Consider the following 24,524-nt stretch of genomic DNA (forward strand, 5'->3'; position numbering starts at 1 on the left):
GCCTGGCGTGCCTCACGGGTGTGTTAATTCCCTGTGGCATACCCGTAAATGTGCACACGCGCCCACCGGGAAGAGCCCGCGAAAGCGGGCATTAATCATTTGTCCAGTGGTTTCGGCGGGCGTGGTCTATGTGTTGGAGAGGTACCTGTGAAACACAGAAGACGTAGTCGAAGACTGGCCACTGGGGGCATCGCCGTGGTGAGCACGGCGGCCTTGGTGGCACTGGGTCTCGCGATAGGCTCGGGCACCAGTGCCGCGGCTCCGGGTGAGCTCACGCAGAATTACTCGTGTCCGTTCCCGTTGATCGGAAATCAGAACGTCTCGGTCACCATCAAGACCACGCAGCCTTCGACGATCGAGACCGGGAAACTGACTCCCGCCATCGAGATCACCGCCGTGTCCAACGCGGGCAAGACGGCGACGGAAGGTCTTCGTCTCGTCGGTGCCGAGTCCATCAAGGGCACCGCGAAGGCGACCTCGACCGTGACGATGCCCGGCACTCAGGGCACGATGACGGTGAAGGTCGACTCCGACGTGCCGAACCAGCCCATCCCGCCCGCGGGCAACGACCTCGTCGTCAACGCGACGGGCAGCGCGCCCGCGCTGAGGTTCGATCAGCCGGGTACCGCGTCGCTCGCGGTGACCGGACTCCAGCTGGTGATGACCCCGCTGAAGGCCGACGGCACCCCGACCGGTCTCGGCACCTTCACAGCGGACTGCACGCTGGCGGCCGGGGCCGAGACCGTCCTGCAGACCTACACGGTGACCGGTTCCCCGGTCGCCCCGGAAGCCGTTGTCGGCACCGGGAACCGTCCGCCGCTGCGGCAGGTCTACAGCTGCCCGTTCCCGTTGATCGGGAACCAGGACGTTACGGTCGACATCAACGCCACGCTGCCCGACACGATCCCGGTCGGCCAGTTCACGCCCAAGATCGACATCACGGCCGTCTCCAACGCGGGCAAGACCGCGACCGAAGGGCTCCGGCTCGTCGGCGCCGAGAAGATCAAGGGATCGGCGCTTGCCACCTCCCTGGTCTCCAGCCCGCAGGGACATCTCGCGGTCGGCGTGCCGACCCCCGTCCCGCTGCAGCCGATCCCGCCGACGGGCAATGACCTGATCGTCAACGCGAGCGGTGCGGCGCCGTCGTTGCGCTTCGACAAGCCGGGAACGGCGACGCTTTCGGTGCACGATCTGGTGCTCACCATGACGCCGTTGACGGCTTCCGGCGCGGAGACCGGCCTCGGCACGTTCGTCGCGGACTGCACTCCCGCGAACGGCCAGGCCAACGTGCTGCACACCTTCACCGTCACCGCGGCCGCGGACACCACCCCGCCCTCGGCTCCCGGTGCGGTGACGGTCGGCGAAGTCACCCAGAACAGCGTCGCGTTGTCCTGGGGCGCCGCCACCGACGAGGTCGGCGTGACCGGCTACGACGTCTACCAGGGTGCGAACCTCGTCAAGTCCGTGACCGGAACATCGGCCACGGTCGACGGTCTCACCGCGGACACGGAGTACTCGTTCACGGTCAAGGCGAAGGACGCGGCGGGCAACGTCTCGCCCGCCACCGCGCCCGCCACCGCCCGGACCGCGAAGGCTCCGGACACGCAGGCGCCGACGACACCCGCGAACGTGCACTCGACCGGAACCACCCAGACCAGCGTGACGCTGGCCTGGGACGCGTCGAGCGACAACGTCGGTGTCACGGGCTACGACGTCTTGAAGGGCGGCGAGGTCGTCAAGTCGGTGACGGAACCGCAGGCCACGATCGACGGTCTGACGGCGGACACCGAGTACGGCTTCACCGTCGTCGCCAAGGACGCGGCGGGCAACGCCTCGGCGGCCAGCGCCGCGGTCACGGCCCGGACGCAGGCCGCGCCCGACACGCAGGCTCCCGGTGTGCCGGGCAACCTGCACTCGACCGGTACCTCGGCCTCCAGCGTCGGCCTGGCGTGGGACGCGTCCAGTGACAACGTCGGTGTCACCGGTTACGACGTCTACAACGGCACCACCCTGGTGAAGTCGGTGACGGAAACCAACGCCACCGTCGACGGTCTCGCCGCCGACACCGAGTACACCTTCACCGTCGTCGCGAAGGACGCGGCGGGCAACAGGTCGGAGCCCAGCGCGGCGGTGACCGCGCGGACCGCCACGGTCCCCGACACCGAAGCGCCCAGCGTTCCGGCCGGTCTCGCCACGACCGACGTCACCCAGTCCAGCGTCGCGCTGTCCTGGAACGCGGCGACGGACAACGTGGGTGTCACCGGTTACGACGTCTACAACGGCTCCACCCTGGTGAAGACGGTGACGGGGACTTCGGCCACTGTGGACGGTCTCGCGCCGGACACCGAGTACTCGTTCACCGTGGTCGCGAAGGACGCCGCAGGCAACGCATCGGCGCCCAGTGCCGCGGCGACGGCGCGGACGCAGACCGCGCCCGACACCCAGGCGCCGGTCGCACCGGGCAACCCGCGCTCGACCGGGGCCACGCAGACCAGCGTGAACCTCGAGTGGAACGCGGCGACGGACAACGTCGGTGTCACCGGGTATGACGTCTACAACGGCTCCACGCTGGTGAAGTCCGTGACGGGGACTTCGGCCACTGTGGACGGTCTCGCGCCCGACACGGAGTATTCGTTCACGGTGGTCGCGAAGGACGCGGCGGGCAACCTCTCGACTCCGAGTGCCGCCATCACCGTCCGGACGCACGCCGCGCCCGACGCGGTGGCTCCGAGCGTGCCGGGCAACCCGCGCTCCACGGGAACCACGCAGACCAGCGTGAGCCTCGAGTGGGACGCGGCGACGGACAACGTGGGTGTCACCGGGTATGACGTCTACAACGGCTCCACGCTGGTGAAGTCCGTGACCGGGACTTCGGCCATTGTGGACGGTCTCGCGGCCGACACGGAGTATTCGTTCACCGTCGTCGCCAAGGACGCCGCGGGGAACAAGTCGCCCGCCGGCGCGCCGGTCACGGCGAAGACGCGGCCGAACACCTCCCCGGTCGTCAAATACAGCTACGACCTGACCGGGAAGACCCAGCTGAAGAAGCTCGCGGGTCCGATCGACCTGCGCGGCGGCATCAACGCCGCGATCACGCTGGCGAACGGGACCTTCGACGCCGACCTGGCGCTGAACCCGACGAGCGCGAACCTCACGCTCTGGGGTTTCGTCCCGGTCAAGGCGAAGATCGAGTTCGCTTCGGCGGGCAAGACCACGGGAACCCTGGCCAACGGGGTGCTCAAGTCGAGCTCGGCGGTGACGGTCAAGCTGCCGCGGATCAGTGTCTTCGGCTTCCCGGTCTCGGCGAGCCCGGGCTGCCAGACGAAGACGCCGGCCCAGATCCCGCTCCAGTCGAAGGCCGGCTTCGACCCGCTGGCCGGTGGCAAGCTCACCGGCTCGTACACCCTGCCGCCGTTGCAGGGCTGCGGGTTCCTCAACGACATCGTCAGCGGTGTCGCCTCCGGCCCCGGCAACACGGTGGAGGTGAACCTGAAGCCGCGTCCGGTCGGCTGATCCCACGGAAACCCTGATCCGGCCCCGTCGCATTTCGCGGCGGGGTCGGATCCATGACCGGACCAGCGGCGCGAGTGGTCCGGGTTACGCCGATCGGCCCTGCCGGTGAAGACGGCCCGCTCGGCGACGCCGCCGGCCTGATTCGATGGCGCAGTTCATGCGACGCGAGTGCCCGGATCGAGACGCTGTCGGTGGTCAACCAGCAGTACAGCGCGGCGTGCTCGGCCGACTATCCTTTGTGGACGGCGAACGTCACGCTGTCGAAGGGGCTGCTTCCCGGGTCCTGGACAACGACGGGATCTACCGCCCTTGGTTTCTGGAGGGGCCTGGGGTTGCGAAAGCCACTTTCGCAACGTTGAAGGTTGCGAAAGTGGCTTTCGCAACACCTCCGGCCAGGCACGGCATCCGGCTGCAGGATGACAAGGTACATGAAGGGGGCCTTCATGTATTCAAGCGAGCAAGTCGCCGCGACGAACGCGGCCACCGTCACGACGAGGTAAGCGAGAAGGATCAGAACACCCGCGTCGACCATCGCGATCGGCAGCACGTCCTAGCGAAGCACGACCGTCGGCACGGCGATGACCAGCGCGAACGCGACACTCAAGCCGCTCCTGCGGCGCTCGGGCAACCAGATCCGCGCCGTCGACCGGGCCAGTTTCGCATGCGGTACTCCGTTCCAGTGATGTGACATTTCGTTGCAACCTGTCAGACTTCGGGAGCGTCGAAGGGACGCTTCCGAAGTACGAGGGGGACGAATGGGGCAGGGATTCTCGGTCGAACCGGACGCGGTGCGCGCGCTCGGTGACCTGGTCCTGAGGGCGGGCGCGGGTGCGGACTCCTATCGGCGGTGGTTCGACCGGCTGGTCAGTGCCGGGGCCGGGTTCGACACCGAACGCGGCGAAGGCTTCCTGGCCGCCGCCTGGTCGAAACTGGACGAGTGGCAGCGCGCGGGGTTGAGCCAGTCGCGGTTCGCGGCCGATCTCGCCGCGGGCGGCGGGCACGAACTACGGTGCGTCGCGCACTGGTACGGCGTGGTGGACGCGCACGCGGCCGAGTTGCTGGACCAGCTCAACCCGGAGCCGGACGCCCCTCGGATCCCGGTGGACGAGGTGCGCGACCCGGCGGCGGCCGCGGTGTTCCGCGACGCCGTCCTGGTCGGCTACGGCGGACCCGACCCGGCGGCCATCTCCGACCCGTCCTGGTGGCCGGTGAAGGCCGAGCAGGAGCGCGAGAAGCTGCTCGACCTCGGCGGGTCGCTGGGTGACGTCGCCGAGGTGATCAAGATGCTCACCGGGTCGGACAAGGACTTCATCACCATGCTCGCCGACCTGCTCGTCGGTGACTGGACCGTGCTGCAGGAGCAGGCGGTGCTCTACCACGACGCCGCGATCGGGCTGGAGAACATCGCGGCCAACATCAACCAGGGCCGGTTCGGGATCCAGGGGGCGTGGAAGGGCGAGGCCGCGGACCGGGCGAAAAACTGGCTGGCCGACTACCGCGCCTGCGTGCTGCAGCTGGCCCAGTACTTCCACGGCGCGTGCCGGGCGATCCAGGCGCTGGCGAAGCTCGCGTACCACATGATGCAGGAGATCAGGCACGGTTACAGCTCGGCGATCGACATCGTGCTGCTGATCCTCACCAAGGGCAAAAAACTCGGGCTGGAACGCGGGGTCCGGGTGGCGGAGGTGATCAGCGAAGCGCTGTCCCAGCTGGGACGCCGCGGCAAGCTCGTCAACATCTTCCAGGAGGCCGAGCTGCGCGACATCATCCATCTGGTGCTGTCCTTCAACGAGATCGTCGGGATCATCCAGACCTGGATCAGTGCCGCGCTCGGGCTGGCACACGCCTTCGCGGGGGAGAAGACGCTCGACGAACTGCTGGAAGCCACCATCGCGATGGGCGAACCGCCGCAGTGGCCGCAAGACTACGAACACCGGGACGCCGAGTGCCCGGCCAAGGGCAGGCGGGTGAAGCTGTGACGGGACACGAGCTCTTCGGATCCGAGCAGGGCGAGCGGGCGCGGCAGACGGCCATGCGACTGCTGGCGGCGACCGGCGGGGCCGCCGGGGACTTCGCGGGGGAGGTGCTCGCCGGGCGACGGCGGCCGCACGAACTGCTGGCCCACGGCCCGGTCCTGGACGAATTCGTCCAGGAGGCACGAGGCTGGTGGCAAATCATCGACGCGTTGCCCGCCGAGGAACGTCAGCGGCTCGCCGGTGAAGCCTGGTCGTCCTTGGAACGGCAGGTCGGCGAACTGGCCACGTTGGACGTCGACGACGCCGTCGCGGAGCTGGAAAAGCTGTCCGCGCCGGCGCCGGAACCGCCCGTGCGGAACCGTCGTCCCCGGGATGACGAGGACGACGACTGGTCCGAGCGGTCCTATCTGGAGCCGCTCTGAGCCGGGGAGTCGTCCGCCATCGCGTTGGCCTCGTCGATCCGGGCCATATGCTCTTCGGCCCAGTTCCGGAGCGCCGCCAGCGGCACGTCGAGCGACCGGCCCAGGTCGGTCAGCCGGTAGTGCACGCGGGGCGGCACGGTGGGCTCCACCCGGCGGTCGACGAGGCCGTCCCGGACCAGGCTGTGCAAGGTCACCGACAGCATTTTCTGGGATACGCCGGGGATCCTGCGCCGTAACTCGGCGAACCGAACCTCCTCCGGAGACGCCTCCGCGAGGACCTTGACCGCCATCGACGTCCATTTCGTGCCGACGCGGTCCAGCAGACGGCGGGTCGGGCATTCGGGATCGAACAGGTCGCCACGCTTCTGCCGGGAGGTCACCTGGAGCTCACCACCTGTGCGGAAAGTGCCGTCTTGGCGGCACGCTGAGAGTTACCTACGGTTTGCTGGTAACCAATGGTAACCACAGTGGAGGCGACGTGCCCCGGCTACGACGGATCGGCAGCAACGGCATCGAGGTCACCGTGGCCATCGCGGGCACCGGACCCGCGGTCCTGCTGCTGCACGGCATCCCGCACACCTGGCGGCTCTGGAGCGAGATCATCGGCCCTTTGGCCGAGCGGCACCGGGTCATCGCCCCGGATCTGCGCGGGCTCGGCGACAGCACCCGCGCCGCGGACGGCTATGACGCCAGCACGCTGGTCACCGACGCCGAAGGCATCCTCGACGCCCTCGGCGAAACCGAGGCGGACGTCGTCGCCATCGACGCCGGCACGCCGGTCGCCGTCCTGCTCGCCCTGCGGCGGCCGGATCTGGTGCGGCGGCTCGTCGTGATGGAGTCGCTGGCAGGTTCGCTGCCCGGCGCCGAGGATTTCCTCGCGGGCGGCCCGCCGTGGTGGTTCGGCTTCCACGCCGTTCCCGGCCTCGCGGAAACGGTCCTGATCGGACACGAGGCGGAATACCTCGACTGGTTCCTCGCGGCGGGAACCCTCGGACGCGGTGTGCCGCCGGAGATCCGCGATGCCTTCGTCGACGCCTACACCGGGCAGGAAGCCCTGCGCTGCGCCTTCTCCTACTATCGCGCCCTGCCGGTCACCGCGCGCCAGATCGGTGAAGCGGCGGCGGGCAGCAGGCTGACGATGCCCACGATGGCGATCGGCGCCCACCCGGTCGGCCGAGCGCTGGAAAGGCAATTGCGTCCCGTCGCCGACGATCTCACCGGTCACCTCATCGAGGACTGCGGCCACATCATCCCGCTGGACCGGCCCGCGGAACTGTTACGCCTGCTGACCCCGTTCCTCGCCGTTCCTTGAGTCCCAGGCACGATCAAGCGCATGACGCGTGAGACAGAGGACGGTTCGCTCTACGGCACGATCTTCCGGCGACGGGACACCAGGGGCGAGTTCACCGGCGAGCCGATTCCGGAAGAGGTGCTGCGCCGAGTGCTGAGCGCGGCGCACGCCGCCCCGAGTGTCGGTCTGTCGCAACCTTGGGACTTCGTCGTGGTGTCCGAAATGGACCTTCGAAAGCGGTTTCGCGAGCACGTGCTGGCCGAACGCGAGGTGTTCGAAGACCGGTTGGACGTCGAGCGGGCCCGTGTCTTCGCGAACATCAAGATCGAAGGGATCGTCGAGTCCTCCGCCGGGATCGTGGTCGGCTACGACCCGGCACGCGGCGCGCCCGACGTGCTGGGAAGACACGCGATCGCCGACGCCGGCCTGTACTCGGTGTGCCTCGCCATTCAGAACCTGTGGCTGGCGGCGACCGCCGAAGGGCTCGGCGTCGGCTGGGTCAGCTTCTACCGCGAGGAGTTCCTGCGTGATTTGGTGGGATTCCCCGGAAACGTCCGTCCGGTGGCGTGGTTGTGCGTCGGGCCGGTGCGGGATCTGCCCACCGTCCCCGATCTGGAGCGGCACGGTTGGCGGGACCGTCTTCCGCTCGACGCCGTGCTCCACTACGAACGGTACGAGCCGCGTGGATGATCAAGCGCCCGACTCAGGCGATCGGCACGGGGGTAAGGCAAACGTGGCGTGTTGCGAAAGCCACTTTCGCAACGTTGAAGGTTGGGAAAGTGGCTTTCGCAACGTCAGTGCCCAGGTGGTTTGTGCGCGTCTCCCTTGATGGACCCCGGTGGGTCATCGGTCCCGGGCGGCGAGGGCGGACGCGATCAGCGCGACAGCCGGATCGGCGTCCCCGGCGAGCCGCGCCAGCATGCCGCCCGCCTTCGCCCCCGGAATCTCCGCCAGGGCCTGGACCACGCGGATCCGGACCGCGGAATCCTCGGTGAGCGCGTCGGCCAGGGCGGTCATGATCCGTTCCTCGGACCGGGGGTTCTCCACCAGCGTGCCCAGGACCTCCGCGGCTTCGACGTCGTTCGTGCCGTCGACCACCATCCCGACGAGGGCGGGGATGGCCGCGGTCGTGCCCCTCCCGCCCAAGGCGAGCGCGGCGGGCCCCCGCACCCTCGCGTCGGAGTCCCCGAGCGCCTCCGTGAGCGCCTTGTCCGCTTCCTCGCCGGGGATCTCGGCGAGCGCCAGCACCGCGCGCTGCCGGACGTCCGCGTCGCCCGCGCGCAGTCCGGCCGCCACCTCGGCCACTCCTTCGCCACCCGCCCGTGCGAGAGCCCAGCGCAGGGCTCCGGCGACATTCGGGTCGGCCTCGGTCAGGATCGCGCCGGCGAGCCGGTCGGCGGGGACCGGCAGGTCTTCGGCCGGGTTCAGGGCGGCCTGCTGGCGGCGCGCCGCATGCGGCGAAGTGAGCCCTCGCAGGAGTTCCACGATGCGAAGGGCGTCCTGCCAGTCCGAAGGCGCGGACGCGTCGACCGTGCGCAGCCGCGCGAGCAGCTCCTGTTCCCGGTTCAACCGGTCCTCCGCCTGGCGGATGAGGTCGCCGACCAGCGTCGACGGCGTGAAGGTCGGGTCCTCCAGCGCGCGGGAGATCTGGCGCAGCGACAACCCCAGCGAGCGCAGGCTCTCCACATGGAAGATCCGGCGGATGTCCTCGTCCTGGTACTCCCGGTAGCCGCCGACGGTGCGTCCCGTCGGCCGCACCAGCCCGAGGGAATCGTAGTGGCGCAGCATTCGGGAGCTCACTCCCGAACGCCGCGCCACTTCGCCGATCAGCACGCCGATCCGCCGGCTCGCTGCGGACCGAGCGCGATGATCCGTTTCGCTTCGTCCGTGGTCACGTCGAACCCCGCTTCCGGGTCGCGGAGGAGTCGCTCCGTGGCGAAGGCGTGTGCGCGTACCGCGTCATCGCGGCTCTCCGAGGCCTTCCGCAGGGCCGGTTCGCAGGCGTCCCCGAGCGCGATGAGCGCCCGGCTGAGGCTCAGCCGCCTGTTCCGGTCACCACGGCCGAGTTCGATGGCCAGCTCCGCGGCGAGTTCGGCTCGCGACCCCTCCGGCACGAGGATGACTGCCGCACGCCAGGCACTTCGCGCCACCTCGTCGTCGGCGTCGTGCAGCAGGGACGCGGTGATCGCGGGCCATGCGGCGCGGTCCCCGATCTTCGACAGGGTGTGCAACGCCTGGCTCCGTGCTTGCGCCGGCCCGGACCGAAGCTCCACCAGGAGCAGGGGCACCGTGCTCGCCGGCGGGAGGCGGGTCAGCGCCCAGGTGAGCATGTCGCGGACGAAGAAGTCGGGCTCGACCGCGCATCGCGCGACGAGGGCGTCGGTGAAGCGCGGGTCGGGCCGAGTGCCCGCGGCCATGGCGGCCTTGAGCCGCGTCGACGAGTCCTCGGCGCCGAGCGCGTCGAGCAGCGTTGTGTCCGTGGTCGGGTTCATGGGAACCACCTCCTGCGCTTCAGTGAAGACCTTGTCACGATGTCAAGGTCAACCCCGGAGCGCCGGAACCCGGCGTGTCGGCCTCAGCGCAGCTTGTCGACCTCGGCGATCCGCTCCCAGCGGGCGCCCAGCGCGTTGAGCAACGCCGCCATGTCGATGTCGTCGTCGCCGTCGAGGAGTGCCTTGTCCAGACGGCGGGCGCGGCGGTTCACCTGGCTCAAGACCGACTTGCCTTCGTCGGTGAGCGAAAGCAGTTTGCGGCGCGCGTCGTGGGGGGATTCGACGCGCTGGATGAGACCTCGCCGTTCGAGCCTGCGGCACAGATCGGCCATCGTCGAGGTGTCGAGCGCGACGGCGCCCGCGAGGGAACTCTGGTCGCTGCCGGGATAGGCGCGGACCGCCGACAGGACCGCGAACTGCGGGCCGGTCAGCACCGGGTCCACATGGCGGTTCCACGCGGCGAGGTACGCCTGGTACAGCCTGCGGGCGCCGTAGCCGGGAGCCGCCAGCAGGTCCGACGGCGGCGCGGGTGTGACGGCCGGTGTGTCGTCCCTGCGCCGGCCCGTGCGCGCCGATTCACCCATCGCTGCTCCTTGTCGGCTCCAACCCGCTGCCCGGGCCCCCGCGGTGATCCTACGTGTCCGGACGGTCGCTCACCGGCAGGCCGCCGAGATCTGTCTTCGGTCACCCCTTGCGTATCCGGATAGTACGTGTTCGTATGAAGACAGGTCTTCCGTACCCGGATAGTACGTGCTCGGATTAATATGGAGGTGGTCGGCGATGGACCGGAACCTGTTCAACGACATCTGTTTGCGCCAGTTGACGTTCTCGGGGGTGCACGAGGGCGAGACCGTGGTGGTGCTGACTCGCGGCGGGGAGCGGGCGGAGTACGCCGACGCCTTCCTGTGGGCCGCCCAGCAGCTGGGCGCCTCGGCGTACCACATGCGGCTGCCGTCGCCGGTCAGCGCCGCGGGCGCGTGGGCGGTCGGCGACTCGGGGCTCGGGAACATCCCGCTGGCGGTCGAGGCGCTCAAGAGCGTGGACATGGTGGTCGACTGCACGTTCCTGTTGTTCAGCAAGGAACAGTTCGCCATCCAGGACGCGGGCACCCGGATCCTCACCGCCGTCGAACCGCCCGAACTGCTGGCCCGGCTCATGCCGACGAAGGAACTGCGCGAGCGGGTGGAGATCGGCGCGGAACTCCTCGCCAAGGCGGGCACGATGCGGATCACCAGCCCGGCGGGCACCGACGTCACGTATCAGCTCGGCGTGTACCCGACGCTGTCCGAATACGGCTACACCGACACCCCCGGCCGCTGGGACCACTGGCCGGCGGCGTTCGTGTTCACCGGCGGGGCCGACGACGGCGTCGACGGGAAGATCGTGCTTTCGCCGGGGGATGTGCTGCTGCCGTTCAACACCTACGTCCAGACCCCGGTGGAGATCACCATCGAGCAGGGCTTCATCCGGGACATCCGCGGCGGCGCCGGATCGTCCGGGCTGGACGCGGATCTGCTGCGCTCGTACATCGAGAGCTTCGAGGACCCTCGCGGCTACGGCATGAGCCACGTCGGCTGGGGGCTCGACGAGCGCGCGCACTGGCACGGCCTGACCCAGTTCCCCGGCGGGATGGGCATGGAACTGCGGAGCTTCTACGGCAACGTCATGTTCTCCATCGGCCCCAACAACGAACTCGGCGGCCCGAACGACACGCCCTGCCACTTCGACATCCCGATGCGCGGCAATTCCCTTTACCTGGACGACGAACTGATCGTCGACAACGGTGAGCTGACGGTCGCCGAGATGCGCCCGGCGGCCCGCCGATGAGCGACCACCACATCGGGATGATCGTCCCCAGCTCGAACCTCACCATGGAGACCGAGCTGCCGCGGATGCTGCGTGCCAGGGAGGAGGCCGAGCCGGGGGACCGGTTCGTCTTCCATTCCGCGCGGGCCAGGATGCGGCACGTCGAACCCGAACAGCTGCGGGCGATGAACGCCCAGGCCGGCCGCGCGGCGGCCGAACTCGCCGACGCCAAGCCCGACGTGGTCGCCACCGCGTGTCTCGTGGCGATCATGGCCCAGGGACCCGGTTACCATTGCACGGCCGAGGACGACATCACGCGCGTGCTGCGCGAAGAGGGTTGCGAGTCGCCGGTCGTCTCCAGTGCCGGGGCCCTGCTGTCCGGGCTCGGCGCGCTCGGTGCCCGCAGGGTCGCGATCATCACGCCGTACCTGAAGCCGCTGACCAAGGCGGTGGCGGACTACATCGAGGACGCCGGGTTCGAGGTCGCCGACGCGCTTTCCCTCGAAGTGCCGGACAACCTCGCCGTCGCCCGGCTGGACCCCGCCGGGCTGCGAGAGCATCATCGAAAACTGAATCTGTCCGATGTGGACGCTCTGGTGCTCTCCGCCTGTGTCCAGATGCCTTCGCTGCCCGCGATCCAGCCGGTGGAGGACGAGATCGGGATTCCCGTTCTGTCGGCGGCGACGGCGACGACGTTCCGGATCCTCTCGGAACTCGGCGTGAAACCCTGGGTTCCCGGTGCCGGCAGCTTGCTCAGTGGCGGGAAAGCCATGACGAAGACGGGAGGCGGGCATGGCCGCGAGTCAGTCGTTTGAGGTCGTTGTCGTCGGTGGCGGGCTCGGTGGACTCTGCGCGGCGTTGTCCCTGCGGCAGCGCGGTCTGCGCGTGACCGTGGTCGAGGCCGCCCCGCGACTCGGCGAGATCGGGGCGGGGATCCAGACCGCGCCGAACGCCAGCCGGATCCTCATCGGGCTCGGCCTGCGGGCCCGGCTCGAGCGGGTGCGGACGGAGCCGCAGGACCAGGTGCGCCGTCGCTGGGCCGACGGGAGCATCATCGCCCAGCTGGAGCTGGGCGGGCGCGTGACCGACCAGTACGGCGCGCCCTACTGGCACTACCACCGCGCCGACCTGCACGGAGTCCTGCTGGACGCCTGCCTCGATCCGGAGCTTCCCGGTCCGGTGGTGCGGGTGGCGACCGGCGCACGGGTGGTCGACCTCGACCGGTCGGCGCCGGACCGGCCGGCCGTGATCACCGCGGACGGACGCCGGTTCACCGGTGACGTCGTGGTCGGGGCGGACGGCATCCGGTCTTCGGTGCGCGATCTCGCCGGCTTCGACGACACCCTCGCGTTCTCCGGCGAGATGGCCTACCGCGCCCTGATCTCCGGCGACCTGATCGCGCAGGACCCCGCCACCCGGTTCCTCGTCGACCGCTACCACTCCACGATCTGGTACGGCCCCAACAAACACCTGGTGCACTACATGATCCGCGGCGGGGAGTACCTCAACGTGGTCGCGATCGTGCCGTGCACCGAAACGGTGGCCAAGGACTGGAGCGGCCCGGCCACCGCCGCCGAACTCGCCGCGGAGTACCACGACTGGGACGATCGGGTACCGACGATGCTGGCGAAGGCGAAGGACGAGGACGTCTCGGTGTGGGCGATGTACCGCCGCCGCCGTGACCCGGTCTGGGTCGACGGCCGGGTCGCCCTGCTCGGGGACGCGTGTCACGCGATGCTGCCGTATCAGGCGCAAGGCGCGTCCCAGGCGATGGAAGACGCGGCGGTGCTGGCCGAGGAGCTGGGGCGCGTCACCCGCGATGGGATCGACGGTGCTTTGATCCGCTACGTGGACCGGCGCGCCAAGCACGCGGGCATGGTGCAGGACGCCTCGCTGCAGAACATGGACTTCTACCACCTGCCCGACGGTCCCGAGCAGCGCGAACGGGACGAGAAGCTGCGGCGCTTCGACGGCGAATCCGACGTGTCCTACGACTGGCTGTGGAACGGCAGCCCGCTCACCGACCCCGACACCGAGTCCATCCACTACCAGTTCGCCCGCTGAGGCGCGCTGGCCGTCAATCGCAACGGAGCGGTTCATGCGTACTGGTGACCAGATCGTCCAGGACCTGCCCTGGCGTTGGAGCGTGCAGGGAAAGATCTTCCTCATCGGCGGGCTGGGCTACATGTTCGACGCCTGGGACGTCGCGCTGAACGGATTCCTCACCCCGCTGGTCGGGGCGGAATTCGGGTTGTCCGCCGGCGCGAAAGGGCTGGTGGCGACCGCGAACCTGATCGGCATGGCCGTGGGCGCGGTCGCCTGGGGCACGATCGCGGACCGGATCGGCCGGAAGCGGGCGTTCAGTGTCACGCTGCTGCTGTTCGCGCTGTTCTCCGTGCTCGGGGCGTTCGCCCCGAACGTCGAGACGTTCCTGGCCCTGCGTTTCCTGGCGGGGATCGGGCTCGGCGGGTGCATCCCGGTCGATTACGCGATCGTCAGCGAGTTCTCCCCGCGCAAGCATCGCGGCCGGGTCCTGTCCGCGATGGACGGCTGGTGGCCGATCGGGACCACGCTCGCCGCCGTCACGGCGACGCTGCTGCTCCCGGTCCAGGGAAACTGGCGCTGGATGCTGGTCTTGATGATCCTGCCCGCGCTGTTGCTGTTCTGGGTGCGGCGCGGTGTCCCGGAATCGCCGCTGTACCTGGTGCGCAAGGGGCGCGAGGCGGAGGCGCGGACGGTGATCGACGACCTCGTGCGGCGCACGGGCGCGACTCCGGAGCCGTACTCGGTCCCGCCCGCGGTGGTCGAGGACACCCGCGGTGGCGCGGTCGCGGCCGCGTTCGACCAGCTGCGCCGGGTGTGGGCGTTCAACCCGCGGATCACGGCGGTGGCGTGGTCGCTGTTCATCAGCGTCATGCTGGTCTACTACGCCGCGCTCAGCTGGATGCCGTCGATCCTGCGGGCGCAGGGCTTCGGCGAGATCGCCGCCTTCGCGTCGACCGCGCTCATGAACGCGACCGGCATCGTCGGGGTCGCGGTGGCCGTGCTCCTGGTCGACAAGGTCGGCCGCAAACGGATCATCATGGTCGCCGGCCCGCTCACCGCGCTGTCGCTCGTGGTGTTCTCCCTGCTGCTCGACACGCCTGCCGCGGCGGTCGTGGCGATCGGCGCGTTCGGCCTGTTCGCGTTGGTGGTGATCCCGGTGATGTACGCCTACGTGTCCGAGCTCTATCCGACGGAACTCCGGGCTTCGGGGTTCGGCTGGGCGTCGTCGTCGAGCCGGGCGATCACCGGTTTCGCGCCCCTGCTGTTCGGCAGCGTGCTGTGGCCGGTGCTCGGGCTGCCGCTCACCTTCACCGTGCTGGGTGTGCTCGTGGTGGCCGCGGCCGTGTTCATGATGACGGGCGCGCCGGAGACCCGCGGCCGCGAACTCGACCGGATCGTCGACCCGGCCGAGCCCGCCGCCGAGACCAGGTCGGCTCTGTGAAGCCCGCCGCGTTCCGGTACCACCGGGCCCACGACGTCACCGACGCCGTCGGACTGCTCGGCGAACTCGCCGCGGCGGGCGAGGACCCGAAGCTCATCGCGGGCGGGCAGAGCCTGATGCCGATGATGAACTTCCGGCTCGCCCGGCCGACGGCGCTGGTGGATCTGGGCCCGTTGCGGCGGGAACCGGCGCTGAACTCCTTGCGGCGTAACGGTCCCAGCCTCACGATCGGCGCGATGGTCACCCATCGGGCGGTCGAGGTCGCCGAGCTGGGACCGGACTACGCCGTGCTTTCCCGCGCGATGCGGTGGGTGGGGCATCTGCCGATCCGGTCCCGCGGCACGGTGGCGGGCAGTGTCGTCCACGGCGACGCGACCGCGGAATGGTGCCTGCTGGCCCTGCTGCTCGACGCGGTGATCGTCGCCGAAGGCCCGCGTGGGCCCAGGGAGATCCCGGCCGCGGAGATGTTCCACGGCTTCTACACCACGGCCGTCGAACCCGATGAGGTCGTGACCGCGGTGCGCTTCACCCGCCCGTCACCCCGGGCCGCGCTGACCGAGTTCGCCCGCCGCCACGGCGATTTCGCGATCGTCGACGCCGCGGTGAGCATCGACGCGGAGCACGGGGGCCGCGTCGTGCTCGGCGGCGTCGCCCCCGCGCCCGTCCGGGTGCCCGAGGCCGAGGCGCTGCTCGACGGCGGTGTCCCGGGACCGGAGCTGTTCGCCGAGTGCGGGGAGGCCGCGGCGGCGGCCATCGATCCGCCCGGCGACGCGGCGGGAAGTGCCGCCTACCGACGGCGACTGGCGCGCACCCTGGTCACCCGGGCGCTGCACGAGGCTTGGGAGAAAGGAGAAACGCGATGACCGCGCGGTTCGACGGGCGGAACGGCCGCTGGGTCGGCGCGTCCGTGCCCCGGCGCGAAGATCCCCGGTTCCTCACCGGCCGGGGCCGCTTCGTCGACGACATCCGGCTGCCCGGGATGCTGCACGCGGCCTTCGTCCGCTCGACGGTCGCGCACGGCACGCTCACCGGGATCGATCTGTCGGCCACTCTGGCGGTCGACGGCGTCGTCGCCGCCTACACGGCGCGGGATCTCGATCTCGGTGACATCGTCGCCCTGCTCGACCGCCCGCCCGAGGAGTTCTCGCCGACCGCGATGCCGATCCTCGCCAGGGAGAAGGTGCGGTTCACCGGTGAACCGGTGGCGCTGGTCGTCGCGCGCGATCCGTACAGCGCCGAGGACGGCGTCGAAGCCGCGGTGGTGGAGTACGAGCCGCTCGGGGCGATCGTGTCGGAGGAGACGGCGTTCGCCGCGGACGCGCCGCTCGTGCACGACGAGGCACCGGGCAACGTGCTGGTCGATGTTCGACACCCCCGGTGTCGACGCGGCGTTCGAGGCGGCTCGCACGGGCGGCGGCCGCGTGGTCGAAATCGTCACCAAGAGCGGACGGCAGAACGCGCTCCCGCTCGAAACGCGGGGAGTGGTCGCCTCCTGGGACGACCGCGACGACCAGTTGCTCGTCCAGATGTGCACGCAGGTGCCGCATCAGGTGCGCACGGCGATGGCCCGTTCGCTGCGGGTCCCCGAACGCACCGTGCGGGTCACCGTCCCGGACATGGGCGGGGGTTTCGGCCAGAAATGCGTCGTCGGCCGCGAGGAGATCGCGGTCGCGGCGGCGGCCCGGCGGCTGAACCGGCCGGTGAAATGGATCGAAGACCGGCGTGAGGCGCTCACGGCCGGATTCCTCGCCAGGGAACAGCGTTACCGCACGCTGGCGGCGTTCGACGAGGACGGGCGGATCACCGCGTTGGACGTCGACGTCGTCTGCGACATGGGCGCCTACTCCTGCTACCCGTTCACGGCGGGGATCGAGCCGCTGATGGCGTCGGCGGAGATGCCGAGCGTCTACCAGGTGCCCGAGTACCGCGTCCGTGCCCGCGCCATCGCGAGCAACAAGGCACCGACGGCGCCCTATCGTGGCGTCAGCCGTCCGCAGTACGTGATGGCGATCGAACGGGTCGTGGAACGCGCGGCGCGGGAACTCGGCCTCGACCCGGTCGAGATCCGGCGGCGCAACGTGATCACGCAGTTCCCGTACACCGGTGTCAACGCCATCACCTACGACCCCGGCACCTACCGCGAATCGCTCGAACTCGCCGAGGCGGCGATCCGGGACGAGGGCTGGTACGAGATCCGGGAGCGCGCCGCCGCCGAGGGCAGGCATATCGGCATCGGGTACTGCTGTTTCTCCGAGCGGACCGGGTACGGCTCTGGCGCCTTCGCCAAGCGGAAGATGGCGGTGGTCCCCGGTTTCGACATCTCCGAGATCCGGATGGACACCACCGGCTCCGTCGTGGTCACCAGCGGCACCATGAACCACGGCCAGTCCCACGAGACGACGCTGGCGCAGATCGTGGCCGACCGGCTGGGACTGCACCTCGACCAGGTCAAGCTCCGCCAGGGCGACACCGAGCGCATCGCCTACGGATGGGGGACCTTCGCCTCCCGCTCGGTGACGATCGGAGGCTCGGCGGTGTCCCTCGCGGCCGGCAAGCTCGGCGAACTGCTGTGCAAGATCGCCGCGCACCTGCTCGAAACGAATCCTGACAACGTCCGCCTCGACGGTGACGGAGGCGTCGTTCAAATCGACGATCCGGAGCGGCGCGCGTCGTTCGAGGAGATCGCCGATGTGGCCTATCTGCGCAGTCACCTGCTGCCCAAGGACGTCGAACCGACGCTGACGGCCACGGCGAGTTTCGACGTGCCCGGCGACGGCACCTTCTCCAACGCCACGCACGCCGTGGTCGTCGAGGCCGATCCGGGTACCGGCCAGATCAAGATCCTGCGCTACGCCTGCGTGGAGGACTGCGGCGTGGTGATCCATCCGCAGGTCGTCGACGGTCAGTGCCGCGGCGGGATCGCGCAGGGCATCGCCGGCGCGCTGTTCGAGGAGGTCACCTACGCGGGTAACGGGGAACCGTCGGCCGCGAGCTTCATCGACTACCTCGTCCCGACCGCGACGGAAATCCCCGACATCACCGTCACCCACCTCGAAACCCCTTGCGCTTTCACGGAAAACGGTGCGAAGGGGGCGGGGGAGGGCGGCACCATCGGCGCGCCCGCCGCGGTGCTGAACGCGATCAACGACGCGCTGCGCCGGACCGGGATCGAACTCGACACGACCCCGGTCCACCCGCAGACCGTGCTCGCCGCGCTCGACGCGGAGATCCACCAGGAAGTGAGCGTCCCATCATGAGCGACCGGCATCTGATCGTCCTGAACGTCAACGGCGAGTCACACGAGGCGCTCGTCGAGCCGCGCAAGACCCTGCTCGACGTCCTGCGCCACGACCTCGGGCTCACCGGCACCCACGTCGGCTGCGAGCACGGGGTGTGCGGCGCATGTACCGTCCTCGTGGACGGGGAGCCGGTGCGGGCGTGCCTGATGTTCGCCGTCCAGGCGGAGACATCCGAGATCCGCACGGTCGAATCGCTGGGGCGCGACGGCGAACTTTCCGATCTACAGCGGTCTTTCAGCGAGCACCACGGCCTGCAGTGCGGGTTCTGCACGCCCGGATTCCTCATGCTGGCCGAAGGATTCCTCGCCCAGCGGCCGGACGCGGGGCGCGAGGAGATCCGTGAGGCCGTCTCGGCGAACCTGTGCCGCTGCACCGGTTACCAGACGATCGTGGACGCGATCGAGGCGACCGCGACCCGTCGATGCCACACCCACGAGAAGGAGGCGACAGCGTGATCCTGGAAAACCAGCTGTCCGTACCGGCCGGACCCGACGAGGTCTTCGCCTTGATCAACGACGTCGAACGGGTGGCCGGTTGCCTGCCGGGCGCGACCCTCGACGGGCGGCAGGACGACGCCTATCTCGGCCGCGTGAAGGTCAAGGTCGGCCCGATCACCGCCGCCTACTCGGGCACCGTGCGGTTCACCGACGTCACCGCCGCCGACCGCAGCCTGCGGCTGGTGGCCAGGGGAGCGGACGCCCACGGCAACGGCGACGCCGAGGCCGACGTCACGCTGACCGTGCGCGAGGCACCCGGCGGTGCCACCATCGAGTTGCGCACCGATCTGTCGATCCGCGGCAAGCTCGCCCAATTCGGCAAGGGCGCGATCGGCGCCGTTTCCACCCGGCTGCTCGACCAGTTCGCCCGCAACCTCGCGGACCGGTTACAGGCGGGGCCGGACGCTGTTCCGGTCGCGAAACCCGCTCCGGCCGACGGCGGCGAAGCCCTCGACGGCCTCGCGATGCTGGTGCCCGACAACGTCAAACGCTATGGCGTGGTCGCGGCGGCCGCGGCCCTCGGATTGTTCCAGGGCTGGCTGCTGGGCCGGATCCGTACTCAGGACAAACTGATCAAGGAGTTGCAGCGTGCCCGCCGATGAACGTCTCGACAGCGTGTACGAGCGAGCCGGTTTCGGCGCGAGCGTGCCGCGCGGATCGCGGCCGGCCCTGGTCGTGGTCGACCTGACCCGCGGGTTCACCGAACCCGGTTTCCCGTCCGGAGCCGACCTGACCGCCGAGGTGACCGCGACCGCCGCCCTCGTCGCCGAGGCGCGGCGGCAGGAAGTACCGGTGATCTACACCGCGATCTCCTACACACCCGCCGAAGCGAACGGCGACGCCGTCGCGTGGCTCCGGAAAGCGCCCGGGATGCGGGCGCTGCGCGAAGGCAGCGAAGCGGTCGCCCTCGACCCCCGGCTCGAACGGCGCGAGGGCGACCATCTCATCCAGAAGAAGGGCGCCTCGGCGTTCCATGGCACGTCGCTGGCCGCACTCCTGACGAGTCTGGGCACGGACACCGTCGTCGTCTGCGGCGCGACGACTTCGGGATGCGTCCGCGCGACCGCCGTCGATGCCGTCCAGTCCGGCTTCACTACGTTGGTCGTGCGGGAAGCCTGCGGTGACCGGGCTCGGGGACCGCACGATGCCGCGTTGTTCGACCTGCAGGCGAAGTACGCCGACGTCGTCGGCCTCGACGATGCCTTGGCGTACCTCGCGGATCAGGATCGCCGCACACTGGGGCAAGCCGCGCTGGCGGATCTCGGCGACGTTCCGGCGACCAGCCGCTGGGTGCGCTCGGGGCCGGTCCGGTTGCACGTACTCGACTACGGGCCGTCCGACGGGGTTCCGGTGGTCGTGCTGCCAGGGATCACCAGCCCGGCGGTCACGATGGACTTCGTGGCGCGGGAGCTCACCGACCTCGTGCGGCCGCTCGTGCTCGACGTCCGCGGGCGCGGGTTGTCCGATGACGCGCCGGATTACGACCTCGCGAGTTACGCCGCGGACGTCGAGGCGGTCGTGGACGGGCTCGGGCTGCGCGATCCGATCCTGTTCGGACACTCCATGGGCGCGCGGATCGCCGCACGGGTCGCCGCCACTCGGCCGTTCCGGGGCACGGTGCTGGCCGACCCTCCGCTGAGCGGTCCCGGACGGGCGCCGTATCCCACCACCCTCGACGCCTTCCTCGGGCAGCTCGCGCAGGCCCGCCGAGGCACCGATGCCGACGAGGTCGCCCGGTCCTGGCCACGATGGCCGCGCCGCGAACAGGAACTGCGCGCCCGCTGGCTTTCTTCGTGCTCCCGCTCCGCGATCGCCGCCACCCACGCCGGTTTCGAAAGCGAGGACTTCTTCGACGACTGGCCGAAGGTGCCCGCTCCGGCCTACTTCCTGTACGGCGGCGCGAGTCCGGTCGTCACCGCCGACGGCGCGGCCGAAGCGGCCGACCGCAATCCGGCGGCGGAACTCGTCGAGATCGCGGGGGCCGGGCACATGATCTTCTGGGACGAGCCCGACGCCGCCCTCGGCGCTTTGCGGGACGCGTTGCGAAAACTGTTGTGAGCGCTCAGGTCTTGTCGGCGAGTCCAGTGCCGCTGCGACTCCTGCTGCAGGTGTGGCGATCATCGAGTCCGTGAAGGCCTCCTTAAGGGACCCAGAGTCCCTCAAGGAGGCCTTCACGGACCACGAGGTCGAGTCGCGCCTCAAGCGGCATGCGCCAGCGTCAGTGCACCACCCGCCGCCGAAAGCCCCAAAACGGACCAGCGGACGGCCCGTTCGCCGACCCGGCGGCTCAGCGCTCGCCCCAGCAGGTCACCGGCGAGCGCCGCGACCGCCACCGCGAGGAGAACGCTCACCGGCACCTCCACCCAGCCGAGGCTGGGCAGCGCGACCAGGCCGAGCAGGAAGAAGTAGATCGACAGCGTCCCGCGTGTCTCGTCCGCGCCCCAGCCCGCGCTCGCTCCGTACACCGCCACGGCGGGGCCGGACAGCCCGGCGACGGAGTTCATCGCCGCGCTCAGCACGCCCGCGCCGACGGCACCTGTCCTGCCCGCCAGCCGCCGACTGGTGACGCCGCTCGCCAGCACGCCGACGGCGAGGACACAGCAGCCACCCGCGGCGAGCAGCAGGGGGCGCGGGGGAACGCCGCGCACCACGAACGCGACGACCGGGGTGAAGACCACCGCGGGCACCGTCAGCCAGGCGACCTGCGTCCACCTGATCGCCCGCCAATGGGTGATCGCGACCGCCAGGTAGACCGGGAAGCCGAGCAGCAGGGTGAGCCGGACGGCGTCGAGCGGGCCCAGCGCCAGCGCGAGAAACGGTACGCACAGCAGGGAAAGACCCATCCCGGACAGACGTTGGGCGACGACCCCGGCCGCCGCCGCGAGCGAGGTCATGGCCAGGGTTCCCACCGGTCCATTGTGGAGCCGGTGCTCGAACACCGGTAGCCGGTATCCGGCGAGGACGTCATAGCTCATCGCTATGACTCGCGAACTGGACCCGCCGATCGCGCTGGTTCTGGCACTTCTGGCCGTTCCAGCCGTGCCGCACGCTCAGCGTCACTGCCTTTGGAACAGACGGGAGCGTGAGATGAAGATCGGTGTCCCTCGTGAAGTCAAGAACCACGAGTACCGGGTCGCGGTGACGCCCGCGGGCGTGCACGAATTCACTTCGGCCGGGCATGAGGTGTTCGTCGAGCGCGGAGCAGGCGAAGGCTCCTCCGTGCGCGACGAGGACTACGCCGCGGCCGGGGCGAAGGTGCTCGACAGCGCCGACGACGTCTGGGCGACCGGAGACCTCGTGCTCAAGGTCAAGGAGCCGATCGCGGAGGAGTACCACCGGCTGCGCCGCGACCAGTTGCTGTTCACGTACCTGCACCTCGCCGCGAGCGAGCCGTGCACGCGGGCGCTGCTGGACGCGGGCACGACGTCGGTGGCGTACGAGACGGTGCAGCTGCCCAACGGCTCGCTGCCCCTGCTGTTCCCGATGAGCGAGGTCGCCGGACGGCTGGCCCCGCAGGTCGGCGCACAGACGCTGATGCGCGCCAACGGCGGCCGGGGTGTGCTGATCGGCGGCGTCTCCGGGGTGGCCCCGGCGCGGGTTGTCGTCCTCGGCGCCGGTGTCGCGGGGATGAACGCGGTCGCCGGCGCGGCCGGGACCTGGGCCGACGTCGTCCTGTTCGACAAGAACGTCGACAAGCTCCGCGCCGCCGACCGGATGTACCAGGGCCGGATCCGCACCGCCGCGGCCAACGCGTACTCGATCGAGGAGGCCGTGCTCGAAGCTGACCTCGTGATCGGTGCCGTGCTCGTGCCCGGGGCCAAGGCGCCGAGCCTGGTGTCGAACGAGCTCGTGTCCCGGATGAAGCCGGGCAGCGTGCTCGTCGACATCTCCGTCGACCAGGGTGGCTGCTTCGAGGACACGCGGCCGACCACGCACGCGGAACCGACGTTCGCTGTGCACGACTCGGTGTTCTACTGCGTCGCCAACATGCCCGGCGCCGTCCCGCACACCTCGACGTACGCGCTGACGAACGTCACGCTGCCGTACGCGTTGGAGCTGGCGAACAGCGGTCTCTCCGGCGCGCTCGCACGATGCCCGGAACTGCGCGGTGGGGTCAGCACGGTGGACGGGCGGCTGACATCCGCGCCGGTCGGCGAAGCACTTGGAATCGACTCCGTTTCGCTCGACGACGTGCTCGGCTAGTGGTGTCGGCCGGGATCTGGAGCTAGGTTCAGATCCCGGCCCCGTCGCCGAAAGGGAGGTGCCGTTGCCGCGAACGTTGATCGAAATCGACCGGTCGTCCGCCGAGCCGCTCTACCGGCAGGTGCGGCGCGCCATCGAGCACGGCATCGCGATCGGCACCTTCGACCCGGCGCACCGGTTGCCGAGCTCGCGTGAGCTGGCCGCCGAACTGAGCGTTTCCCGCAACACGATCAACCTCGCTTACCAGGAGCTGGTCGCCGAAGGGTTCGTGGAGAGCCGGGAGCGCAGTGGGCTGTTCATCAACGCGGAGATGCGGCCGCATTGCGCGGTGCAGGAGCGCGGCACCACCCCGGCCATCGACTGGAGCGCGCGGGTGCGCCGATACCCGGACGCCGGGGTGCCGCATATCGAGAAACGCCCGGACTGGCACACCTATCCGTACCCGTTCCTCGCCGGTCAGGTCGACGTCACCGCGTTCCCGGCGCGGTCGTGGACCCGCTGCCTGCGCGACGCGCTGTACCGGCCGCACGTGTTCCCGAGCCTGCAGGACAGCGTCGGCTCGGACGATCCGATGCTGGTCGACCTGATCTGCCGTCAGCTACTCACCGCGCGGGGGATCGAGGCCAACCCGTCCGAGGTGCTGATCACCGTCGGTTCGCAGCAGGGGCTCGACCTGCTCGGCCGCGCGCTGCTCGGATCGGACAGCGTCGTGGCGATGGAGAACCCGGGATACCTCGACGCCCGGCATATCTTCCTCCGCACCGGCGCCGGGCTGCGTGGCGTCGACGTCGATCAGAGCGGCCTGCGCCCGCCGGAGACACTCGACGGCGTCGACCTGCTTTATCTCACCCCGAGCCACCACCACCCGACGAACGCGACGTTGAGCATCGGCCGCCGCCGTCGGCTGCTCAGCCTCGCCGCGAGTGCGGGCACGGTCCTGGTCGAGGACGACTACGACAGCGAGTTCCGGTACCACGGCAGCCCGACGCCCGCGCTCAAGGCACTCGACGGCACCGGTGACGCGATCTATCTCGGCACCTTCTCCAAGTTCCTCTCACCCGGTCTGCGGCTGGGGTACCTGGTCGGGCCGCGCGAGCTGGTGCGGGAACTGCGGGAGATCCGGCGGTACGTGCTGCGGCATCCGCCCGGTCACCTCCAGCGGGCACTGGCGCTCCTCATCGACAGCGGCGAGTACCACCGGTCCCTGCGCCGCTACCGCACGAAGCTGATGCGGAAATGGGAGGCGACCTGTGCCGCGGTCACCGAACACCTGCCGTGGACGCAGACGGCGTACCCGCCGGGCGGGGTCAGCCTCTGGATGACCGGGCCGTCCGAACTGGACTGCCGGGCGCTGATCGAACGCGCCGAGCGCGACGGCGTCCTGATCGAGCCCGGTGACATCTTCTTCGTCGGGGAAGACCCACCACGGAACCACTTCCGGATCGGTTTCGCGGCGGTGCCGCTGCGCGACATCGACCCCGGTATCCGGCTGCTCGGCGAAGCCTGCCGCGACCTGCTCGGCGGCTGAGCGCGCGACT

At 70.0% G+C, this 24,524-nt stretch carries 22 protein-coding genes and 1 pseudogene; 17 read left to right on the plus strand and 6 right to left on the minus strand.

The annotated features are described in order from the left end of the window. Positions 1-195: 195 nt before the first annotated feature. Together ACLJQ7_RS39205 and ACLJQ7_RS39210 are read left to right on the plus strand one after the other, a co-directional pair. Positions 196-3,513: a fibronectin type III domain-containing protein gene (locus ACLJQ7_RS39205; RefSeq protein ID WP_410653254.1), complete on the plus strand. Its 3,318-nt coding sequence runs from the start codon at positions 196-198 to the stop codon at positions 3,511-3,513. Positions 3,514-3,566: 53 nt separating this feature from the next. Beyond that, positions 3,567-3,872, plus strand: coding sequence for a hypothetical protein (locus ACLJQ7_RS39210; protein ID WP_410653255.1), 306 nt, complete (start codon positions 3,567-3,569; stop codon positions 3,870-3,872). A gap of 191 nt (positions 3,873-4,063) precedes the next feature. Here ACLJQ7_RS39210 and ACLJQ7_RS39215 read toward each other — a convergent pair whose 3' ends face one another. Then, entirely contained in the window at positions 4,064-4,204 is a 141-nt protein-coding gene (locus ACLJQ7_RS39215) for a hypothetical protein (protein WP_410653256.1), read from the minus strand. A 64-nt stretch (positions 4,205-4,268) separates the two neighbouring features. On the opposite strand from ACLJQ7_RS39215, the gene ACLJQ7_RS39220 reads away from it, so the two are divergent. Next, entirely contained in the window at positions 4,269-5,492 is a 1,224-nt protein-coding gene (locus ACLJQ7_RS39220) for a hypothetical protein (RefSeq protein WP_410653257.1), read from the plus strand. Then, positions 5,489-5,911 carry a hypothetical protein gene (locus ACLJQ7_RS39225; protein ID WP_410653258.1) on the plus strand — a complete coding sequence of 141 codons (423 nt, stop codon included), beginning with the start codon at positions 5,489-5,491 and terminating at the stop codon, positions 5,909-5,911. Before ACLJQ7_RS39220 ends, ACLJQ7_RS39225 begins: the two co-directional genes overlap by 4 nt. Here the strand turns inward: ACLJQ7_RS39225 and ACLJQ7_RS39230 are convergent. Next, a complete protein-coding gene (locus tag ACLJQ7_RS39230; RefSeq protein ID WP_410653259.1) occupies positions 5,893-6,291 on the minus strand; it encodes a winged helix-turn-helix transcriptional regulator in 399 nt (132 codons plus the stop codon). The two genes, ACLJQ7_RS39225 and ACLJQ7_RS39230, sit on opposite strands and share 19 nt — an antisense overlap. A 98-nt stretch (positions 6,292-6,389) precedes the next feature. On the opposite strand from ACLJQ7_RS39230, the gene ACLJQ7_RS39235 reads away from it, so the two are divergent. Together ACLJQ7_RS39235 and bluB are read left to right on the plus strand one after the other, a co-directional pair. Beyond that, positions 6,390-7,223, plus strand: coding sequence for an alpha/beta fold hydrolase (locus tag ACLJQ7_RS39235; RefSeq protein WP_410653260.1), 834 nt, complete (start codon positions 6,390-6,392; stop codon positions 7,221-7,223). Positions 7,224-7,244: 21 nt separating this feature from the next. Beyond that, the gene (gene bluB, locus ACLJQ7_RS39240; protein ID WP_410653261.1) at positions 7,245-7,892 is read left to right on the plus strand and encodes a 5,6-dimethylbenzimidazole synthase; all 648 of its coding nucleotides are present in this window, start codon (positions 7,245-7,247) and stop codon (positions 7,890-7,892) included. Between the two features lie 153 nt (positions 7,893-8,045). On the opposite strand, the gene ACLJQ7_RS39245 is transcribed toward bluB, so the two are convergent. From ACLJQ7_RS39245 to ACLJQ7_RS39255, 3 genes are all read right to left on the minus strand, one after another. Then, positions 8,046-9,035, minus strand: a complete 990-nt coding sequence (locus tag ACLJQ7_RS39245) for a HEAT repeat domain-containing protein (RefSeq protein ID WP_410653262.1) — start codon at positions 9,033-9,035, stop codon at positions 8,046-8,048. After that, a complete protein-coding gene (locus tag ACLJQ7_RS39250) occupies positions 9,029-9,694 on the minus strand; it encodes a HEAT repeat domain-containing protein (protein ID WP_410653263.1) in 666 nt (221 codons plus the stop codon). Before ACLJQ7_RS39250 ends, ACLJQ7_RS39245 begins: the two co-directional genes overlap by 7 nt. Positions 9,695-9,777: 83 nt before the next feature. Beyond that, positions 9,778-10,278, minus strand: a complete 501-nt coding sequence (locus ACLJQ7_RS39255) for a MarR family winged helix-turn-helix transcriptional regulator (RefSeq protein WP_378444744.1) — start codon at positions 10,276-10,278, stop codon at positions 9,778-9,780. 196 nt (positions 10,279-10,474) lie between these two features. Here ACLJQ7_RS39255 and ACLJQ7_RS39260 point away from each other — a divergent pair, with 196 nt between their 5' ends. From ACLJQ7_RS39260 to ACLJQ7_RS39300, 9 genes and pseudogenes are all read left to right on the plus strand, one after another. Then, positions 10,475-11,521, plus strand: coding sequence for a leucyl aminopeptidase (locus tag ACLJQ7_RS39260; protein ID WP_034314998.1), 1,047 nt, complete (start codon positions 10,475-10,477; stop codon positions 11,519-11,521). Then, positions 11,518-12,315, plus strand: coding sequence for an aspartate/glutamate racemase family protein (locus tag ACLJQ7_RS39265; protein WP_410653264.1), 798 nt, complete (start codon positions 11,518-11,520; stop codon positions 12,313-12,315). Before ACLJQ7_RS39260 ends, ACLJQ7_RS39265 begins: the two co-directional genes overlap by 4 nt. Continuing rightward, complete coding sequence (locus ACLJQ7_RS39270; protein ID WP_410653265.1) at positions 12,293-13,564, plus strand: FAD-dependent oxidoreductase; 1,272 nt, start codon at positions 12,293-12,295, stop codon at positions 13,562-13,564. Before ACLJQ7_RS39265 ends, ACLJQ7_RS39270 begins: the two co-directional genes overlap by 23 nt. Before the next feature lie 34 nt (positions 13,565-13,598). Beyond that, complete coding sequence (locus ACLJQ7_RS39275; RefSeq protein WP_410653266.1) at positions 13,599-14,987, plus strand: MFS transporter; 1,389 nt, start codon at positions 13,599-13,601, stop codon at positions 14,985-14,987. Further along, positions 14,984-15,850 carry an FAD binding domain-containing protein gene (locus tag ACLJQ7_RS39280; protein ID WP_410653267.1) on the plus strand — a complete coding sequence of 289 codons (867 nt, stop codon included), beginning with the start codon at positions 14,984-14,986 and terminating at the stop codon, positions 15,848-15,850. Before ACLJQ7_RS39275 ends, ACLJQ7_RS39280 begins: the two co-directional genes overlap by 4 nt. Continuing rightward, positions 15,847-18,244 (plus strand): annotated as a pseudogene (locus ACLJQ7_RS39285) (xanthine dehydrogenase family protein molybdopterin-binding subunit). Before ACLJQ7_RS39280 ends, ACLJQ7_RS39285 begins: the two are co-directional and overlap by 4 nt. Continuing rightward, on the plus strand, positions 18,241-18,741 hold the full coding sequence (locus tag ACLJQ7_RS39290; protein ID WP_410653268.1) for a (2Fe-2S)-binding protein: 501 nt from the start codon (positions 18,241-18,243) through the stop codon (positions 18,739-18,741). The pseudogene ACLJQ7_RS39285 and the gene ACLJQ7_RS39290 overlap by 4 nt, the downstream one beginning before the upstream one ends. Next, on the plus strand, positions 18,738-19,385 hold the full coding sequence (locus tag ACLJQ7_RS39295; protein ID WP_410653269.1) for an SRPBCC family protein: 648 nt from the start codon (positions 18,738-18,740) through the stop codon (positions 19,383-19,385). The genes ACLJQ7_RS39290 and ACLJQ7_RS39295 overlap by 4 nt, the downstream gene beginning before the upstream one ends. Beyond that, positions 19,372-20,841 (plus strand): isochorismatase family protein, encoded by a 1,470-nt coding sequence (locus tag ACLJQ7_RS39300; protein WP_410653270.1) that lies wholly within the window; start codon positions 19,372-19,374, stop codon positions 20,839-20,841. The genes ACLJQ7_RS39295 and ACLJQ7_RS39300 overlap by 14 nt, the downstream gene beginning before the upstream one ends. Before the next feature lie 140 nt (positions 20,842-20,981). Here ACLJQ7_RS39300 and ACLJQ7_RS39305 read toward each other — a convergent pair whose 3' ends face one another. Next, on the minus strand, positions 20,982-21,758 hold the full coding sequence (locus ACLJQ7_RS39305; protein ID WP_410653271.1) for a TSUP family transporter: 777 nt from the start codon (positions 21,756-21,758) through the stop codon (positions 20,982-20,984). Positions 21,759-21,870: 112 nt separating this feature from the next. Between ACLJQ7_RS39305 and ald the strand changes: the two genes are divergently transcribed. Continuing rightward, positions 21,871-22,986 carry an alanine dehydrogenase gene (gene ald, locus ACLJQ7_RS39310; RefSeq protein ID WP_410653272.1) on the plus strand — a complete coding sequence of 372 codons (1,116 nt, stop codon included), beginning with the start codon at positions 21,871-21,873 and terminating at the stop codon, positions 22,984-22,986. A gap of 64 nt (positions 22,987-23,050) precedes the next feature. After that, the gene (locus tag ACLJQ7_RS39315) at positions 23,051-24,514 is read left to right on the plus strand and encodes a PLP-dependent aminotransferase family protein (RefSeq protein WP_410653273.1); all 1,464 of its coding nucleotides are present in this window, start codon (positions 23,051-23,053) and stop codon (positions 24,512-24,514) included. Positions 24,515-24,524: the final 10 nt, after the last annotated feature.

The sequence above is a fragment of the Amycolatopsis sp. cmx-4-54 genome (genome assembly GCF_046548895.1).
Classification (GTDB): domain Bacteria; phylum Actinomycetota; class Actinomycetes; order Mycobacteriales; family Pseudonocardiaceae; genus Amycolatopsis.

Coding starts and splice junctions, on each gene's coding strand:
- ACLJQ7_RS39210 (WP_410653255.1), top strand. CDS start 3,567: ATGACCGGACCAGCGGCGCGAGTGGTCCGGGTTACGCCGATCGGCCCT.
- ACLJQ7_RS39215 (WP_410653256.1), bottom strand. CDS start 4,204: ATGTCACATCACTGGAACGGAGTACCGCATGCGAAACTGGCCCGGTCG.
- ACLJQ7_RS39220 (WP_410653257.1), top strand. CDS start 4,269: ATGGGGCAGGGATTCTCGGTCGAACCGGACGCGGTGCGCGCGCTCGGT.
- bluB (WP_410653261.1), top strand. CDS start 7,245: ATGACGCGTGAGACAGAGGACGGTTCGCTCTACGGCACGATCTTCCGG.
- ACLJQ7_RS39250 (WP_410653263.1), bottom strand. CDS start 9,694: ATGAACCCGACCACGGACACAACGCTGCTCGACGCGCTCGGCGCCGAG.
- ACLJQ7_RS39255 (WP_378444744.1), bottom strand. CDS start 10,278: ATGGGTGAATCGGCGCGCACGGGCCGGCGCAGGGACGACACACCGGCC.
- ACLJQ7_RS39260 (WP_034314998.1), top strand. CDS start 10,475: ATGGACCGGAACCTGTTCAACGACATCTGTTTGCGCCAGTTGACGTTC.
- ACLJQ7_RS39265 (WP_410653264.1), top strand. CDS start 11,518: ATGAGCGACCACCACATCGGGATGATCGTCCCCAGCTCGAACCTCACC.
- ACLJQ7_RS39270 (WP_410653265.1), top strand. CDS start 12,293: ATGGCCGCGAGTCAGTCGTTTGAGGTCGTTGTCGTCGGTGGCGGGCTC.
- ACLJQ7_RS39275 (WP_410653266.1), top strand. CDS start 13,599: ATGCGTACTGGTGACCAGATCGTCCAGGACCTGCCCTGGCGTTGGAGC.
- ACLJQ7_RS39290 (WP_410653268.1), top strand. CDS start 18,241: ATGAGCGACCGGCATCTGATCGTCCTGAACGTCAACGGCGAGTCACAC.
- ACLJQ7_RS39305 (WP_410653271.1), bottom strand. CDS start 21,758: ATGAGCTATGACGTCCTCGCCGGATACCGGCTACCGGTGTTCGAGCAC.
- ald (WP_410653272.1), top strand. CDS start 21,871: ATGAAGATCGGTGTCCCTCGTGAAGTCAAGAACCACGAGTACCGGGTC.